We start from the raw sequence: 16250 nt of genomic DNA on the forward strand, positions 1-16250 counted from the left end.
ATATTTTTTGAAATCAAGGGGTTGCAGGCAAAAGCAAATGAGTACATAATGGCGCCCATCGAACGCAATGAAGCATTAAAAACTTCAATGTATTCAATAAGTTAGAGTAGAGGCACGCTTCACATAGCCCACTCAAGTTTGTATGCGGTGAGTGCCAGCAACCAGGGTACTGATCGTTTGAGGCCGAGTAGCAAAATGGTTATGCAGCGGATTGCAAATCCGCCTACGCCGGTTCGATTCCGACCTCGGCCTCCACTCTTAGAAACCCCGTAGATTAACGTCTACGGGTTTTTTTATTGCCTGTTGGAAAGTGCTGGAGTTCCGAAACTTTAGGGGGTGGAGTTCCGAAACTAGCTCATTTTGAAGGCTGCGCGACCGCACCGATGCGCCGGTACACGCGCTTGGTGATCTCTTGTTCCGAGTGACCGAGCAGGAGGCTTGCGTCGGCGATATCCGTGATTTCGGAAGCGGCTTTGGGGCGGATATCCTTGAACTGAAACAGTTGGATATTCTCCGCGTCATCAACTCGTCCCTCACTGGCGGCCAAGGAGCGAGCGGCTTCTCGGGCGTCATCCCACCGGTTGCGGAGCATTTGTTGAGAGACACGCATCCCGGTCCTGCTGAGAATGAAGTGCTGCGAGTTGTGCTGACTGTTCCTGGCCATGATGTCCTCAATGAGCAGGCCGAGGGTGTTCTTCACGCCGCCTGCCTGCATTTGAATCCTGAGGCGCTTGCCTGTTTTTCCCTGCTGCACGGTTAAGTAATCCCCTTCGATATCCCCCCGCCTCATTGCGATCACGTCTGCCGGGCGCTGGCCTGTCAGATAGGCCAAGTCCATCGCGTCCCTAAGTTCTTGTGGGGCTTTTCCATAGACGGCGCTCCAAACCATTTCATTGGCGTAGTAGTCGCGGACCTTCTCTTTATTCTTTCGGACCCCGGCGCAAGGATTTTCCCGATCCGTAAAGCCCCATTCTCGCGCCATATTGTAGACGTGGGAGAGCAGGGCGATCTCTCTGTTTGCTCTGGTCTTCGCCGTCCTGGCGTCCCGGTACTGTGCAACCATGGACGGGGTGATTGCATCGATGGGCGCTGCCTCGAACCCTTTGCGCAGGTGCTTGAGCTCTGCCTTGTTGTCTTTCTGCGTCCGCGGCGCTTTCTTCGGGATGATGTCCCGCTCGTACCTGTCAAAAATCCCCTTCATGATCTTCAGGTCTGCCGGCTTTGCCTTGGACTCAAGTTCTGCCCATTTGAGTCTGGCTTTATCGAGATCGCCTCCCAGCGGAAGCTCTTTGCCGTTCGCGTCCCTGTAGTAATAAAGTGCAGCTTGCAGTAGCGTCGGGCGTCCGCCGCATCGCCGATCTGGGTCATTTCGGCGATTCGCTTGTACATCCCGAACCACAGCCGGTTCTGTTCAAGCGTGCGGTCCTTGCCCGGGCGCAGGGAGACCACCACAAATTTCTTGTTCCGGTACATGGTGGTCAGGCATGTGATGGCCTCGGTGAGCTTGGCCTGGCAGTTGACGCTGATCTTGTCGGTCATTGCGCCGCCCTCTTCTCTTCCAGTTCCTGCGCCTGCTTGATGAGCAGTGCCCGGCGATCTGCCAATTCGTTGGCCGCTTCAATCCGCATTTCGAGCTTCCGTTCTTCGCTGGCCCTCCGCATTTCCAGCATCGAGCTCTTCACGATCTCCAGTTTTTGGCGAAGTACCGGCTCTGCCCGGGTGACGGCACCGGTGAGCAGACCGGCAATGGCGCGACCATCCTCGGTGATCGGCTCAACGCTAAGGTCTGCCAGGTACTTCTGGCCGTGGTCAGCGCTGTAGCAATCGACAAAGCGCAATCGGCACCGATCAAGAAGGGCGCACGCATGCGTAGGCACGAGGCAGTGTTCGCTGCGCTAGGGGAGGACAAGGAGGAGCGCATTCAGGTTGTGCGCCAGAAGATCAGCATCAGCGAGACGCGCGGTACGCCGGTAGGCCGATCCACGGCCCGCGCCGCTCACCTGGCCACCATCGGCAAAGTGCTGCGGGCCATCGACACGCTTCCGTTCCAAGTCCAGCAGTTTGGGCACTACCTGTACCACCCGGCAATGAATATGCGGCACCTACTGAATGCGGTGCTGCTACGGCCAAGGCGGCGCTACCAGACCTGACATCGGCCAAGCGTGTGAAGGCGCAGTACCTGGTTACCCTGGCCCTGCAATCGTACAAGGGGGAGGTGCATGGCGCGGCAGAGTGGGGGCCGGCGCGTGTCGCTGCCGAGATGATGACGTTCTTCGGGGTCTCAGTAGATCAAAACAACTGGAACCGGGACTGGCGAGACCTATGGGTTTCCCTGAGAAAGGTCATCGAGGAAGTGGATGTACAGGCGCAACAACCAATTTGGCAGGTGATTCACTCGGAAAAAGATCAATAGGCGGCATAATAATATTGACATGAATGAATAAAACGGGTACTTTTTCCATAGTGCACAAGTAACGCAAAACGCACACGAAACTCTGAACCCGGTCATGCGCCGGGTTTTCTGTGCTAAAAATTTGTTCTAAAGAACGCTCGATCGGTGTCGATAAATTTTTATTGTGCATTCATGGAGCGGATGAATATGTTCGGGTTTTTGGCTGACAAGGCGAAGGCGTTATCAGAAGCCGTTAGCGAGACGGTGGTCTCGGCAAAGGACGCAGTCCTCAACTCTGTTGGAGAGGGGGCAAACGTTGCGACTGAGTATCTGGAAAAAAAATTGGCCGCAGATCGAGCGTGTGGTGGTTGATGGCCTGCTTACAGTTACGCATGACCGCATCAAGGATGATGAGGCGTTTTTGCTTGTTGCGGAAAAAGCTTTTGAGCTTCTGCCCGCGCCTGTACGTCTTCTGCTTCCAAGGTCGGCGTTCCTCGCCCATACCGAAAAACATCGTGTCTCGATCGTTGAGTTGTTAGAGGAAAAACGGCAGCAGCGCCTTGCGCTTGAGAGCCCTGCAACTGTAGTGACTGAAGTAATATCAGCCAGCTAGAAATTACTCACCACTTAGACTCTGACCCCGGCCATCGCGTCGGGGTTTTTATTGACTAAAAGTCACCTGTAGCTAGGACTGCCCTCGGGAAGGACTGGGCGCTGTTAGGCCGGTAGTGCGCGCTACGGAAGAACATTGACGTCCCGAACGTCATCTATCAGTTTTAGGCGCTCTATAGCGCGTCTGCATCCATAGTTAGCTGCTTTTTGAAGATAGCGGATCTTTTCCTGCTTAAGGTTCTGCCCTGAAATTTGAGTTGATAGACTCATGTAGAGCTCGGCTCGAATAGCTTTTTCATTGAGAGATGCAATTGCATTTTTGCTCCTGGAATCACTATCCCTGTCGCAGCTAGGCATAAGCATTGGCTGCGGATAGTACTTGCTTTGCGAAGTTGTATTTTCAGGTAAGGCGTCAATCAATGATCGAAACTCGGCTGTTTTTACATCGTCGAAGCAGTAGCTGATCATCTGCATACCTGCTGGGGCGAACCCTTTTGTTAGGCTAGATTTCAATAAAGAGCAGACCTGATCTACAGCTTGCTCTCTGGGTTCAATGCCTATAGCGAGCCGAGCGAGCCGGTATTGTGCAGCTGGATTTCCGTCAGCGGCTGAGCGCTTGAGTAGGGGGGCGGCCTCCGCCACTAGAGTGCGTAGTTTATTTATGAGTTCTTCTTTTTTCTTTTCGGGAAACTTTTCCTCATTGGGTAGTTGATGCCGAATATTGAAAATTTCGTTATCAATGTCGTCAATTTTATCAAGGTAAGGGAGTGCCTTGAAGTACAGCGTTTCGGCCTCGGGTGAGGCATCTGGCGACTCCGCGTTTGCGATTGTCGCGACGCAAACCAATAGGGTTAATGATAGAAGTTTGATGTTTCTTTTCGTCATAGCGTCATCCTTGTAATTACCTGCCTGGATCGAGCCAATGTCACAACGCAGTATGCCGGTTGGCGGGCTAACTTTTTCATATTCAGGGCCTCGAAATCAATCAGGGCCTTTTCGTTTTCGGCCCCGCCACACCCTTCGCTCTGAGCTGGGAGTGCCGCCGGGGCTGATTCAAATCTGCAGGTCATGGCCTGTCATATTCATAACTCCCTGACGGGGAGGAACCGAGATGTCCAACATGCCAGACAAACCAGACACATGGGCGATTGCGCTTGCGTGGTTGAGCCAGCATTCGCCAATCCTCTATGCGGCTGCGCTGTCCTGCGCCATGGCCGTCCTGCGCATCACCTACGGCGGCGGCACACGGCGCCAGATGCTGGTGGAAGGCGCGATCTGTGGCGGCCTTACCTTGACCATCATTAGCGGCCTGGACTTCTTCGGTCTGCCCCAGAGCATGGCTACCTTCGCAGGTGGCTGGGTAGGCTTCCTGGGTGTGGAGAAGATTCGGTCGATTGCTGATCGGGTGACTGACTTCAAACTGCCCACTCGTAAGGTCGATTAATTCCGCGCCACGTTTTCGAATGCGCCAAATCGTGGCGCGCAATCATGAGGAATCACCCATGGATAACCAGCACAAGAAAATCACCGGCTACCGCGACCTGAGTCAGTCCGAGATCGACGGCATGAACTCCATCAACCGCGCGTTCCGCCTGCGAGCCATGAACCGCTTTGTGGAGAAGGCCAAGACGATGAAGAACATCGGTCTGGCCATGCAGATCCTCGAGCAGGCCGCGAAAGAAACCGGTGACATCTACGTCAACCGGGCACGGAAGGAAGAGGCTGGTGACGAACCGGTGATCCCGACCCGTATCCAGGTCGACGTGGTAGATGCGAGGAAGCCGAATGCCGAGCCTTAACGTTCCGCAGGCTCAGTTCCTCACGCTACCCCACAAGTTTCGTGCGTTCGTTGCTGGGTTCGGCTCAGGCAAGACCTGGGTGGGGTGCTCGGCGCTGAGCAAGCACTTCATGGAGTGGCCTGGCGTCAATGCTGGCTACTTCGCACCGACTTACCCGCAGATCCGGGACATTTTCTATCCGACCATGGATGAGGTGGCCTACGACTGGGGACTGAAGACCAAGATCAACCAGGCGAACCACGAGGTTCACATCTACAGCGGCCGGCAGTACCGCGGCACTGTGATTTGTCGGTCGATGGAGAAGCCGCAGACCATCGTTGGCTTCAAGATCGGCCAAGCGCTGGTGGATGAGCTGGACGTGCTGACCGCCGTCAAGGCGCAGCAGGCCTGGCGCAAGATCATTGCCCGGATGCGCTACAACCTGCCCGGGCTGAAGAACGGGGTGGACGTAACCACGACACCGGAAGGCTTCAAGTTCGTCTTCCTGCAGTTCGTGAAGCAGTTGCGGGACAAGCCTTCGCTCAAAGAGATGTACGGCCTGGTGCAGGCCAGCACTTACGACAACGAGCTGAACCTGCCGGATGACTACATCGCATCCCTGATGGAGTCGTATCCACCACAGCTGATCATGGCGTACCTCAAGGGGCAGTTCGTCAACCTGACCTCCGGCACGATCTACACGGCCTACGACCGCAAGCTCAACGGGTGCTTCGACACAGTGCAGCCCGGTGAGCCGCTGTTCATCGGGATGTACTTCAACGTCGGCAAGATGGCGGCAATCACCCACGTAAAGCGCGATCAGGGCTTGCCCAGGGCAGTAGATGAGTTGATCGACGGCTACGACACGCCTGACATGATCCGCCGCATCAAGGAACGCTACTGGCAGCACGACGGCAACGACTTCAAGAAAACGTGCGAGATCAGGGGCGGTCGAAGGGGAAGCGATCGGGCTGTCCAGCGATGCCATAGATGATGAGAAGCGTGGGCCCGTCTACAGCAGCCGGATTCGATTGAAAGAAGATCATTTGAATATCAAGGGCCAACGCGTTGCGCTATCGCCGGGTATGTCGGTGACGGCGGAGGTCAAGACGGATCAGCGTCGGGTGCTGGATTACTTCCTGAGCCCTTTGCGCCAGCATGTTCAGGAGAGTTTGAGAGAGCGCTAGGCGGACTATTTTCATGGATGGGGTTCGGTCTGACGCGGTTCAAACCGTCATAGGTTCAGGCCCTCACGTTCGATGGGGTAATTGATCATGATTTGGATGGTCGGATTGGAAGAAATTTTATGCGCGTAAATCGTGTTTTTTTGCGCCGAAATATGGTCAGAATTTTCTTTTTTTTCTGGCAGGCCTTAAGGGGCGTGGCAGCTATCTTGTTGCTGGGTCTGTTGGGACTGTTGGCAGTTGCATTAGTCACTTATCTATCTGAAGTTCAAAAAAGAACCGAGGCGGCGCCAAATGTGTCTTCGGGAAACCGTCCGGGTTGGGTATGCGGGAAAATTTTGGGCACTGTGATAGAAGTACCGAGTAGTTACGTCCTATTCTGGGCTGAATATGAAGGGAAAAGCTCATGGGAAAAAGGCTTTACCGAAAATAAGAAAGGCTGTGATGCTAATTTTTCTTCGGTATCAATGGCGCTGTCTTGGCCATATCTTCTACCTGTGAGAACGAGTGAGTATACGACGACCCCCTACGGAAAATTTCAAGGTGTGGTGTTGACGCTTGAACAGATTGCTGTCAGGCATGGAGATCTTGATTATCTGATAAATAATATGCTGGAGGCCTCTGCATCTAAAGTGGAAAGTGCGGATAATTATCAGAAGGAGTTGGGGTTGTTTCTTCAGGAGAAAGATAATAAATATTTGCCCGGCGAAGTAAATGGCTACTATTGGAAGCGCAGTGCGGAGAAAGTGCCCGTAGTATTTTCCTGTCGACGATATAAAACTGAAAAGGAATTTTATGAATGCACAGGCTATTTTGTCATTGAAAAAATAGGTGCACTTGCGAAAGTTGAACTTGCTCCGAGTAAACTTAAGGACTGGCCAGCGGTTGTAGATGCCATGAACGCCTTCGTTCTCTCAAATATCAAACAGTAAAATTTAAGGTGCCGTGATGCCTCAAATATAGGTGCGCCTGTATCTGATGCTGATGTGGCACGCATTTTAAATCAGATGGCCCGTGGTTACCTTTCTGCTTTAGATAGTAAGCTTGAGACAAACGGAGGCAGTCCCATTTCTTCTGATGTCACGCACCAAGAAGCATGGGGTTTTCATACAAAAGTATTTGAAGATAATGGCCTGTCGAAGGACGCATGGACATTGAATTCTGTACTTTCGAATATCACAGAAAATACTAGGGAAAGCTATTGGCAAAATGTTCTTGATTCTGCTGGTGACATTAAAAAAGAGCTACTATTGGCTATTAATACTGTCCAGCTTATGTCGCTCGCGACCGTGGCCGGCTCTGGGGCGAATAAAGAACTTGCTCAAAGCTGGATTAACAAGGTCGACTCTCCAACTGGGTATTACAATGTTGTTACCCAATTGCTGAACAGTACGAAGGATCCTGCTCTACCCGACGCGAAGACTACGCTCGACAATATCCGTAAAATAGAGATAGAGCCAAATGGCGACATGATCTTGACGGTTCCCCTTTCATCATCTTCTGTCGGTGAGGCCACGCTGCTTTATACGAAAGATAGCGTTCAAGTCAGCGTCGCAGGTATTTCGTTGATGGAAGTACCCAAGGACTCGATCATTTCGGTCGGTAAACAAAATGTTTCCGTATCACACAGCTATGGCGACTTGTCGGCGGCCTATCGCTTGACGGCTCAAGGTGTGGTCGTCGCGTGGAAAAACGCCGAGGGTGGATTAGCGGTAGAACAGACTTACGGTTTCGATGGGCTGCCGGTAAACACTACCTGGAAGCAGAACGGTCAAACCTTCACGGGCCCCGCGCCCGATCTGGCTGCGTTTATCAGCCAGACGTCTACCCAAACTGGCGCGTTGGTCTTGTCCCAGACCGTAGCATCCCAGCAGGCACAGACCGGCACGCTCCTGAATACGTCCGCCGAGGGTGCGATCGCCGCTGCAGAAAATGCCCTGTCCTTGAAGGCTCTGCAGCATCGTCTGGCCCAGGAACCCTATTCTGATCGCTGGTCACCCACTGCATTGGGCGCCAGTATTCCTTTTGCACTGAGGTTGTCGAACGGCTTACAAGCGGCAATCCAGCAAGTACTGAATATCGCTCAACAGGGCTGGAGCACTTACAACGTTGGCATCGTCACCATCCTACCATTGGAGGTGTCGGGTTCTGGTCGATACCACCTGCCGCTGGTGCTGGACCTGACGGGGAGTGGCATCAAACTGCTGCCACCGTCACGAAGTAACGCAGTGTTCGATCATAACGCCGATGGGGCAAAAAGCGCGGTGGGCTGGGTCGGGGCGGACAATGGCATCCTGGTGTTTGACACCAACGGCAATGGGGCTATCGACAATGCTACCGAGTGGTTTGGTGAGTCCTTCGCGGTACCGGGAAGCAAGGCGCCGGTTGGGCAAAATGGCTTTTCGGTGCTCGCGACGCTCGCCGCTGCCGGGAGTACGGTTTTTTCTCGGGATACCGCGTTGATCAACCCTTTCACCGGCGGCAATTACTTTGACGGTGTCAAAGTATGGGTCGACGCGGATCAGAATGGCATTTCCACGCCTGAAGAATTGAAAACATTGACTTCTCTGGGTATCGCATCCATTGATCTGATATCGACGCATGACGGCCGTCAGGTGGGAGGGGGGTTAATCGATTCCACCGCCGGTTTTACGTTCACCAATGGCACACGAAGAGATATTGCCGATATTGGGTTGGCCGAGAAAACCGAGGCCGCTCAAGGGGCAGCCCCCATCAACCCAGGCACCCTGATATTTGCCGATTACGCCTCCAAAGGTTATGCGGCGATGGCCGCAGGCCAGGCGCGCGGGGCTGACGCGGCTCTGGCAACGACGGCGCCTGACTTTGCAGGTTACACGGCCGCGTTGCAGGCGTGGTCAGTCAAGCAGCGTTATCGCAGCAGTCAGGGGTTTCCCAACCCTTTGCTCGGGGTGCGTGACCGAACGCTCATTACCTTCTATGAAGGTGAAAGTGGTGCCGAACAAGGTAGCACTGCCGGTAAGGAAGTGATGGCATTGCTACAGCAGGGCTCGACGTACTACGGCTCTGTTCGCGCCACTCTGCAGGCCGTTGATGCGGGGGCGATAGCGCTGGGGCAGGCGCAAACTGCGGCGCAAATAGCCAACGCCGTGCCGAGCGCTGAGGCGCGTTCGACCGCCCAAACCAAGGCACATTCTGCCGCTGTCGCTTGGGGCGCCGCAGCGACCTCGTATTTGACCACTTCAGAGGCGTGGGCGGCTTACACCGGCAGGTTGGAAGCCTTGCGCGGTCAGGTGAACAGTCTGGTTCCGGTGAATAAGAATTCAATCGGCCATTTACCCGGGAATAATACTTTTTTCTCCCCCGATGATGCGGGTTTTGCTGCGGATACCTTTACCGCTTACGCCGCCTTATTGCAATTGTCCAGGGACCTCAAAGTCGGTATCGACACGTCTCTTGGGGCGTTCGCGCAATCGGCGGGTTACGCCAAGGCCTACACCGGTGTGGCGGGCGGGACAGTGACCGTCGACAAAGGTTACAACCTGATCCTGGCGGGTAACGGCGCCCAACGCTTCGTGCTTAATACCAGCGTCGATAACGTGTTGCTCAGCCAGGCTTCCGGGCAAGTGACGTTGCAAAGATTTCAGGCCGGCAGCGCGGGCGACCAAATTCAGCTACTGGGGCTCGGCGACAGTGCGTCTGTCGTCCGCACCCAAGAGGGGCTGCGTGTGTTAGCCGCTGACGGGCAACATTACGTTGATCTGCTGGGGACCAACGCTTCGGACTTGAACTTGTTCGCCAATTTCAGCGGTGTACGGACGCTGTCTTTTGCCGGGTATGACCAAGCGGGGGTACGCAGCTTACGAAATAATGGCCTGAACGACGGCCAGGTGCATATCAACGAGATCATTGCCTCAAGCCATGGCGATACGCTAATCGGTGGTGACTGGAACTCCGTGCTCAGGGGGGGGGCAGGTGATGACACGTTCCTGGTGACTGGGCGTGGCGCATGGATCGATGGCGGTGCGGGTACCGATGTCGCGAGCTATGTACAGGTCGCTGCCGGGGTGAGCGTCAATTTGTCCTCAGGACGCGATAGCCTGGAAAGTACGCTGTATAACATCGATAACGTTATCGGCTCCGCGTGGAGCGACACATTGACAGGCACCACCGCCAATAATGTGTTGGCAGGTGGTCGAGGCAATGATCGGCTTGAAGGCGGTGGTGGCAACGATGTGTACGTCTTCGATCGGGGAGACGGCCAGGATAAAGTGATCAATGGTGTCTCGGGCAATACCGGGCCGAGTTCGATACTGAAGTTACAAGCAGGTATAAAGGCGGCCGACTTGTGGTTGGCACGTGAAGGCAACAACCTGCTTGTAGCTGTGTTGGGCAGCCATGACCGCATCGAAATTCAGGACTGGTTCGCAGCCGACTACCGTAAGCTCGCGGCTATCGAACTGTCCAACGGTCTGCGGCTTGGCAGCGATGCGGTGGAACTGGCCATTGCCACTCAACAATCCTGGAAACAAGCCAATTCCGGTTTTAATCCCGTAGACCCATTGACGATAAATAAGCCACCGTCGCTGGACGCTTATTTTACCGCCCATGTGGACGTGCCACTGGTGCCTTCGATTTCAAATGTCGCGCTCGAAACGCGTAGGGTTTATGAGTCGGGCGCGGTCACGCAAGGCGCAGGTCTGGCGACGACGGCCGCCAACCAGGCCGCGGCGGCAATTGCGGCGTTGGGCAGCAAGAGTGCTCAGGCCAGCAGCCTTGGCCGTCAGGTGTCGCTGATTTACCTGGTCCCCAGTATGAACAGCTACCGTTATTACAATAGCCAGGACCCACAGGCCTACATCCTCACGACACAGATCAATTTCGATTCAACCAACCCGATGACGGGCCGTCCTAAAGGAGTCGTCAGCTACGAGCGCATCAGCGCACTGAATGCGGATGCCTTCTACGTAAAGAATATTTTCGAGGTTTCATTTCCGGCATCCTCGACGACCAGCAACACCTACCTGGAACGTGGCGTGGGAACCGTTGCGGCCTCTGTTGCAACCTGTGCATCCATCAGCGGCTCACTTTCGTTGACCACGACGGTTGGGCAAGCTGTAGCGTCATCCGCCCAAGCCCGGCAATTTGCTTTGGGGCAAGCTGTAAGTGCGAATGACACGAAGAGCTCCTCTACTGCGCAGTCAGCTAAAGAGGCTGCCGTTGCGTTTGAGCGCGGGCTCGGCAGCACGGTTTCACTCTATCAGAATGCACTCGATGGCTTGGCAGGCTCATCGTCACTGATCGCTCAAACAGCGGCCAACCTCGCAAGCATCCTGCCGCCAACTGTCATTACGACAACACAACGTTACGTTACCAAGAGTCTATTTCCGCCTTTTACTCCAGCACACTGGGTAACGGTGACCAGCACCAGTCGTTACGAATGGGCGTCTACTGTCGATAGAGACAAAGCCAATGCATTGCTAACTGCTCAGGCGAGTGCACAAGGAGCGTACGCCCAAGCAAGTGCCAGTCTGCAGACTTACAAAACTGCGTTGGGATCGGTGTTGGGTTACGCTGATGTTCAGCTCGTGTCGGGTAGTCAGGTCTCAGCGGTCGCTGGTGCGTCCGCAAGCTTATTGATTTCAGGCTCCGGGAATGGGCATGGCATGACCGGCGGTGCAGGCCGCGATATGTTTTTGTTCACGGAGTCGGCGGGAGCAACCGGGCACCGCATCAATGCTTTTCAGGCCGGAGTCTCAGGCGACCGATTGCTGCTGAGTTCAGCCTCCAGCACGGCTTACTTGGATGCAGATGCTTCGGCGCAGGCCCGTCTGTCTTTCTCGCCAGGCACGCCTTTACTGACCTTAACCGGGGTCAATCTCAATGCTCTCTCCCTGTACGACAATCTATTGGGTGTTGCTACCGTGGATTACTCCGGTTCAGCCAAAGGGATAGTTGCGCAACTTGATTCACTCACTCCACGGGATTTTGATGGCTTTACCCATGTGCAAAACCTCAACGGCAGTGCTTTCGCTGACCGGTTGAGCGGTGACAGTCGGGACAACGTACTCAATGGTGGGGCCGGTGATGATGTTCTGACAGGCAAGGGCGGAAACAACGTGCTGAGCGGTGGTGCCGGTAATGATACGGCCAGTTATGAAGGCGCCCCAACCGGCGTGGTCGTAGATCTGGCTAAAGGCACGGCAAGCAACGGGTACGGTGGGATCGACCGGCTGACGAGTATTGAGAACCTTCTGGGCTCCAGCCACGACGATATCCTGTCGGGAGATACCGGTAGCAACCGACTTGAAGGAGGAGGGGGCAATGACTTGCTGATCGGCGGTGGTGGCTATGACCACTATGTAATTGCCAGAGGGCGGGGGCACGACACTCTTATCAATGGGATAGGAGAAGCCCGGGGTGCCCTGCGCATCGACAACGAGTCCCGTGAGTCGCTGTGGTTTCAGCGGGCGGGTAATGATCTGCGCGTGCAACTGCTAGGCAGCGACACCGACATCACTGTGCAGGGCTGGTATGACAACTCTGTCAGCCGGCTGGACAGGATCGCCCTCGGTGGAAGCCATACGGACTATCTACTGGGGGCGCAGGTTGACCAGTTGGTTCAGGCAATGGCAGGGTTCAGTGGCAGTCATCCCGGATTTGATCCGAAGGCATCGGGCGTTATCTCAGATGCTTCGTTGCTGGCAACGTTGAGCAGTAGCTGGTTGACGAGTCCTGCGGCTTAAACATCAGATCTTAGACGCGGTTGGCGCGCAACCGCGTCGTGTTTGGTTCGATTCCTGTCTCGGCCTCCACTCTTAAAAACCCCGTAGATTACCGTCCACGGGTTTTTTATACCTGCGATTTACGATCCCTTCCGCAACGCTTCAGATGTGTTCCGCAACTTCACTGTTCTGACCGGATTACATACTGGATCACCTCTTCAAGGGTGCCTATGTCTGGAGCGTTGCTCGCTAATGCTTCTGGTTGGCACCATGGATAGTCCAGGTGGGATACCCACTCCATGATGGTGTGAAGATCGGTAGGTGGCAGGGTTTTCATATGCTCGATGGTGATAGTGAGCCGCTCGACAAGTCCCGACTCGGGATTGAACTGCCATCCATACTGACCACAACCGACTCGGACCTCGCCGGAGTTTTTGTCGGACATAGCGACCAGCCATTGGCATTGGAACGTTTTGCTATCCGGCTCCGGTGGGTGTCCCAGACAAAAGGTATAGACGTTTTCGAATGTCTGACCGAAGCGACTGACCAGCACGTCGCCGATGGACTCGAGGCCTTCAACGTGGGATGGAAACGAGATAGACCCCGTGTGTACCACCATCTCCAGTTGTGCATCCGGCATAAAAGCCTGGCGCAGCAGATGCGGGCGGTTACTGTCCTTGGCGTTTATGTACTGCTGAATCGACCGTTGAGCTGTGTTCATTGTTGGTCCATTGCATCCATTCGTTGTTGTTGAGGGCAGTGCCGGCATCCAGGAGCGGTTGTTCGAAGGAAAACGAGCAGCCGACGGTGAAGGCAACCAGGTCATCCTGCCACAGGGGCTCTATGTCTGGCAGTTCTTCGCTCATGCGCTAGGGCGGCAAAAAATTCTGAAGGAGCCCCGCTTGGTTAACTGTATCGACCAGTCGACCGGCTGTGTGGGGCAGATGTTGCGTGGACGTCGGAGCTTTCACCCTTCCTGGGAAGGCCGCCTCGCATAGACGGCCAAAACAATGCGTTCGGAATGAATGAGGTATTCAAGCATTGCTTCGCGAGCTTTGGCCATCTCGTTGCGTTCAACAAGTTCAAGAATCTGAAAGTTCATATCGACGTAGGGCTCATGCAAGAACTCGGCGTCCTGCAACAGCCCAAAAGTCAGCCGTAGCTCTGCAAGTATGCGTCGGAACATGGCGTTCAAGCGTTCACTGTCTGCAAGTTCAACGACGGCCGTATGGAAGTCCATGTTAGCTGTGCCCACTGCCAGCCAGTCCCCCGCGTCCCGTGCTCGTTGGGCCTGTTCTGCCGCTGCGCGCATGTTCTTCTTCGCCGGGTGGCGCGGGTAAGCCTCTGCCAGCGCCTGGCATTCGATGAGGCGTCGCACGCGGTAGATGTCGATGACGGCCGCGATGCTGGGAACCACCACGAATACCCCACGGTTGGGCTCGTGTCGTAACAGGCCGTCTTTAGCCAGCGTCCGGAACACTTCGCGCAGGGTGTTTCGCGAGATGCCAAGGTTTTCGCTGAGCACCTGCTCGGACAGCCGTTGCCCAGGTGTGAATTCGCCTTGGGTGACTTGCTGACGCAACTGTTCGGCGATCCGCTCGTTTAGCGTCTGGGCTACGAATGAAGGGGAGGCGGGAAGGGGCATCGAGCGGACTTCTGAGTGGCAGGGGCGATTGGATTCTAGCAGGTTTTGCCCTACTCGCAGTGTCGCTTTTTCCTGTAGGGCTGAAACGAATTCATATTTTGGCATGCATATTGCTTTTTGTTATCCATGTTGGATTGTTGAACAATTCTGTTGAAATGATCATTCAATCGGATGAAGATAGTTGAGTGATCTAAGAAAATAACTCAAACAACTTGGAGAAACGCCGGTGCCCACTGACATCAACTTGTGGCCCTTGCTGGGGGTCGTCGTCATCATCGTGGGCTTCGTCCTGCGCTTTAATCCCATGTTGGTCGTGATTGTCACGGCCGTCGTCACCGCCTTCGCGGCGCACTTTCCGGTCGACAGGATTCTTGCCGCCATCGGCACAGGCTTCATCAAGACACGTAACCTGCCGTTGATCATCCTGTTACCGCTGGCGGTGATTGGCTTGCTCGAGCGTTATGGTTTGCGCCAGCACGCCCAGCGATGGATCAGCAGCATCAAGTCCGCGACTGCGGGCCGCTTGCTGATTGTCTACCTTGGCGCACGCCAGATGACCGCAGCCATCGGTCTTACCAGCCTGGGCGGCCATCCACAAATGGTGCGACCGCTGCTCGCGCCAATGGCAGAAGGTGCTGCCGAAGCCCGTTTTGGGGCACTGCCGGAGAAGGTTCGCCACAAGCTGCGAGCGTATGCCGCAGCGACCGATAACGTCGGCCTGTTCTTCGGCGAAGACATCTTCGTGGCTTTCGGCGCGATCGTGCTGATGACCACGTTCTTGCGTGAGGCGGGCATCGAAGTCGAGCCGATTCGCGTCGCGCTCTGGGGGATTCCGACAGCTGTTTGCGCATTCACCATCCATGCTTGGCGCCTGCGCCGGCTTGACACTTGGTTGATGCGCGAGATGGCCGGCAGCGCTGCGGCCGCGGCTGCAACCGTCACAGTCGAAGGCAAGGAGTCCCGACCATGACGCTCACGATCACGCACCTGTACTATCTCGTCGGTGCCATCCTCGCCATCACCGCGGTGATGACGCTTATGGATCGCCAGCACTCAAAGCGCTATTCCAGTGCCTTTTTCTGGGGCCTTTATTCGCTCGTCTTCTTGCTCGGCGACCAGTTGCCGCCGGTCTGGGTCGGCGTCGGTGTTGTGGTGATGGCGCTGATTGCAGCCTTCGGCGGTGTCGGCATTGGCCGTCACGTGGCCCGCTCGGCGGCGGAGTACTCGGCCAGCGCCAATCTGCTGGGCAACAAGCTTTTCATCCCCGCCCTGGCGATCCCGGTCGTGACCATGATCGGCACGCTGTCGGCGAAGTACCTCGTGGTTGGCGGCATACCGCTGCTCGACCCGAAGAACACCACGATGGTAAGCCTAGGGCTGGGCTGTATGGTCGCGCTTGCGCTGGTCTGCAAGATGACGAACGAAACGCCGATGCAAGGTATCCGCGAATCGCGTCGGCTGACCGATGCGCTCGGTTGGGCGCTGGTACTGCCGCAGATGCTCGGCATGCTGGGCCTCGTATTCTCCGACGCCGGTGTGGGCAAGGCCGTGGCGCATATCACCACCAGCTACATCAACATGGATGTACGTTTCTTCGCGGTGATGGTGTACGTGGTTGGCATGGCGCTTTTCACCATCATCATGGGCAACGGTTTCGCCGCCTTCCCCGTGATGACAGGGGGCGTCGGGGTGCCAGTCCTGGTCGGCATGTACGACGGTAACCCGGCCCTTATGGCAGCCATCGGCATGCTCTCGGGTTATTGCGGCACCTTGCTTACGCCGATGGCAGCCAACTTTAATATCGTACCGGCGGCCCTACTCGAACTGCCCGACAAAAACGCGGTGATCCGCGCGCAGGTGCCCACGGCGCTGGCCTTGCTGACTTGCAATGTTTTCATCCTGTATTTCCTGATGTTTCGCTAAAGAAAAGAAAAC

General features: G+C 55.4%; 11 protein-coding genes, 1 tRNA gene and 7 pseudogenes. 12 read left to right on the plus strand and 7 right to left on the minus strand.

The window, feature by feature from the left end; all coding sequences use genetic code 11:
* The first annotated feature begins 181 nt into the window (after positions 1-181).
* A tRNA-Cys gene (locus AC07W0_RS03750) sits at positions 182-255 on the plus strand.
* 100 nt (positions 256-355) lie between these two features.
* Here the strand turns inward: AC07W0_RS03750 and AC07W0_RS03755 are convergent.
* The 3 genes and pseudogenes from AC07W0_RS03755 to AC07W0_RS03765 all read right to left on the minus strand — a co-directional run.
* On the minus strand, positions 356-1399 hold the full coding sequence (locus tag AC07W0_RS03755; RefSeq protein WP_102617041.1) for a tyrosine-type recombinase/integrase: 1044 nt from the start codon (positions 1397-1399) through the stop codon (positions 356-358).
* Positions 1315-1539, minus strand: a pseudogene (locus AC07W0_RS03760) (hypothetical protein); the annotation flags it as partial. The gene AC07W0_RS03755 and the pseudogene AC07W0_RS03760, both read right to left, overlap by 85 nt.
* Positions 1536-1811, minus strand: a pseudogene (locus AC07W0_RS03765) (hypothetical protein); the annotation flags it as partial. The pseudogenes AC07W0_RS03760 and AC07W0_RS03765, both read right to left, overlap by 4 nt.
* Between AC07W0_RS03765 and AC07W0_RS03770 the strand changes: the two are divergent.
* Both AC07W0_RS03770 and AC07W0_RS03775 read left to right on the plus strand, forming a co-directional pair.
* Positions 1758-2413, plus strand: a pseudogene (locus AC07W0_RS03770) (bacteriophage antitermination protein Q). The pseudogenes AC07W0_RS03765 and AC07W0_RS03770 sit on opposite strands and share 54 nt — an antisense overlap.
* Before the next feature lie 295 nt (positions 2414-2708).
* Entirely contained in the window at positions 2709-3005 is a 297-nt protein-coding gene (locus AC07W0_RS03775; RefSeq protein WP_146013159.1) for a hypothetical protein, read from the plus strand.
* A gap of 122 nt (positions 3006-3127) precedes the next feature.
* On the opposite strand, the gene AC07W0_RS03780 is transcribed toward AC07W0_RS03775, so the two are convergent.
* Positions 3128-3889 carry a hypothetical protein gene (locus tag AC07W0_RS03780; RefSeq protein ID WP_102617043.1) on the minus strand — a complete coding sequence of 254 codons (762 nt, stop codon included), beginning with the start codon at positions 3887-3889 and terminating at the stop codon, positions 3128-3130.
* A 226-nt stretch (positions 3890-4115) separates the two neighbouring features.
* Between AC07W0_RS03780 and AC07W0_RS03785 the strand changes: the two genes are divergently transcribed.
* The 7 genes and pseudogenes from AC07W0_RS03785 (at position 4116) to AC07W0_RS03815 (ending at position 12691) form a co-directional block, all read left to right on the plus strand.
* Complete coding sequence (locus tag AC07W0_RS03785; protein ID WP_102617044.1) at positions 4116-4448, plus strand: phage holin, lambda family; 333 nt, start codon at positions 4116-4118, stop codon at positions 4446-4448.
* A gap of 58 nt (positions 4449-4506) precedes the next feature.
* Positions 4507-4581 (plus strand): annotated as a pseudogene (locus AC07W0_RS03790) (Acb2/Tad1 domain-containing protein); the annotation flags it as partial.
* Positions 4582-4803 (plus strand): annotated as a pseudogene (locus tag AC07W0_RS03795) (DUF2280 domain-containing protein); the annotation flags it as partial.
* Positions 4790-5728 (plus strand): annotated as a pseudogene (locus AC07W0_RS03800) (terminase large subunit domain-containing protein); the annotation flags it as partial. The pseudogenes AC07W0_RS03795 and AC07W0_RS03800, both read left to right, overlap by 14 nt.
* Positions 5727-5969: pseudogene (locus tag AC07W0_RS03805) on the plus strand (beta-barrel domain-containing protein); the annotation flags it as partial. The pseudogenes AC07W0_RS03800 and AC07W0_RS03805, both read left to right, overlap by 2 nt.
* Positions 5970-6088: 119 nt before the next feature.
* On the plus strand, positions 6089-6898 hold the full coding sequence (locus AC07W0_RS03810; RefSeq protein ID WP_126585205.1) for a hypothetical protein: 810 nt from the start codon (positions 6089-6091) through the stop codon (positions 6896-6898).
* Between the two features lie 54 nt (positions 6899-6952).
* Positions 6953-12691 (plus strand): calcium-binding protein, encoded by a 5739-nt coding sequence (locus AC07W0_RS03815; protein WP_146013160.1) that lies wholly within the window; start codon positions 6953-6955, stop codon positions 12689-12691.
* 160 nt (positions 12692-12851) lie between these two features.
* Here AC07W0_RS03815 and AC07W0_RS03820 read toward each other — a convergent pair whose 3' ends face one another.
* From AC07W0_RS03820 to AC07W0_RS03830, 3 genes are all read right to left on the minus strand, one after another.
* On the minus strand, positions 12852-13391 hold the full coding sequence (locus AC07W0_RS03820) for a hypothetical protein (protein ID WP_102617047.1): 540 nt from the start codon (positions 13389-13391) through the stop codon (positions 12852-12854).
* On the minus strand, positions 13339-13536 hold the full coding sequence (locus tag AC07W0_RS03825; RefSeq protein WP_102617048.1) for a hypothetical protein: 198 nt from the start codon (positions 13534-13536) through the stop codon (positions 13339-13341). The genes AC07W0_RS03820 and AC07W0_RS03825 overlap by 53 nt, the downstream gene beginning before the upstream one ends.
* A gap of 101 nt (positions 13537-13637) precedes the next feature.
* Positions 13638-14315 (minus strand): GntR family transcriptional regulator, encoded by a 678-nt coding sequence (locus AC07W0_RS03830; RefSeq protein ID WP_017846363.1) that lies wholly within the window; start codon positions 14313-14315, stop codon positions 13638-13640.
* A gap of 226 nt (positions 14316-14541) precedes the next feature.
* On the opposite strand from AC07W0_RS03830, the gene AC07W0_RS03835 reads away from it, so the two are divergent.
* On the plus strand, positions 14542-15285 hold the full coding sequence (locus tag AC07W0_RS03835) for a DUF969 domain-containing protein (RefSeq protein ID WP_102617049.1): 744 nt from the start codon (positions 14542-14544) through the stop codon (positions 15283-15285).
* Positions 15282-16238 (plus strand): DUF979 domain-containing protein, encoded by a 957-nt coding sequence (locus AC07W0_RS03840; RefSeq protein ID WP_017846361.1) that lies wholly within the window; start codon positions 15282-15284, stop codon positions 16236-16238. Before AC07W0_RS03835 ends, AC07W0_RS03840 begins: the two co-directional genes overlap by 4 nt.
* The last annotated feature ends 12 nt before the right edge of the window (positions 16239-16250 follow it).

Source organism: Pseudomonas sp. GW704-F2 (genome assembly GCF_059423025.1).

What these genes read in the sequence shown, in the direction of transcription:
- AC07W0_RS03780 (WP_102617043.1), bottom strand. Translation starts at nt 3,889, where the DNA reads ATGACGAAAAGAAACATCAAACTTCTATCATTAACCCTATTGGTTTGC.
- AC07W0_RS03785 (WP_102617044.1), top strand. Translation starts at nt 4,116, where the DNA reads ATGTCCAACATGCCAGACAAACCAGACACATGGGCGATTGCGCTTGCG.
- AC07W0_RS03810 (WP_126585205.1), top strand. Translation starts at nt 6,089, where the DNA reads ATGCGCGTAAATCGTGTTTTTTTGCGCCGAAATATGGTCAGAATTTTC.
- AC07W0_RS03820 (WP_102617047.1), bottom strand. Translation starts at nt 13,391, where the DNA reads ATGAACACAGCTCAACGGTCGATTCAGCAGTACATAAACGCCAAGGAC.
- AC07W0_RS03825 (WP_102617048.1), bottom strand. Translation starts at nt 13,536, where the DNA reads ATGAGCGAAGAACTGCCAGACATAGAGCCCCTGTGGCAGGATGACCTG.
- AC07W0_RS03830 (WP_017846363.1), bottom strand. Translation starts at nt 14,315, where the DNA reads ATGCCCCTTCCCGCCTCCCCTTCATTCGTAGCCCAGACGCTAAACGAG.
- AC07W0_RS03840 (WP_017846361.1), top strand. Translation starts at nt 15,282, where the DNA reads ATGACGCTCACGATCACGCACCTGTACTATCTCGTCGGTGCCATCCTC.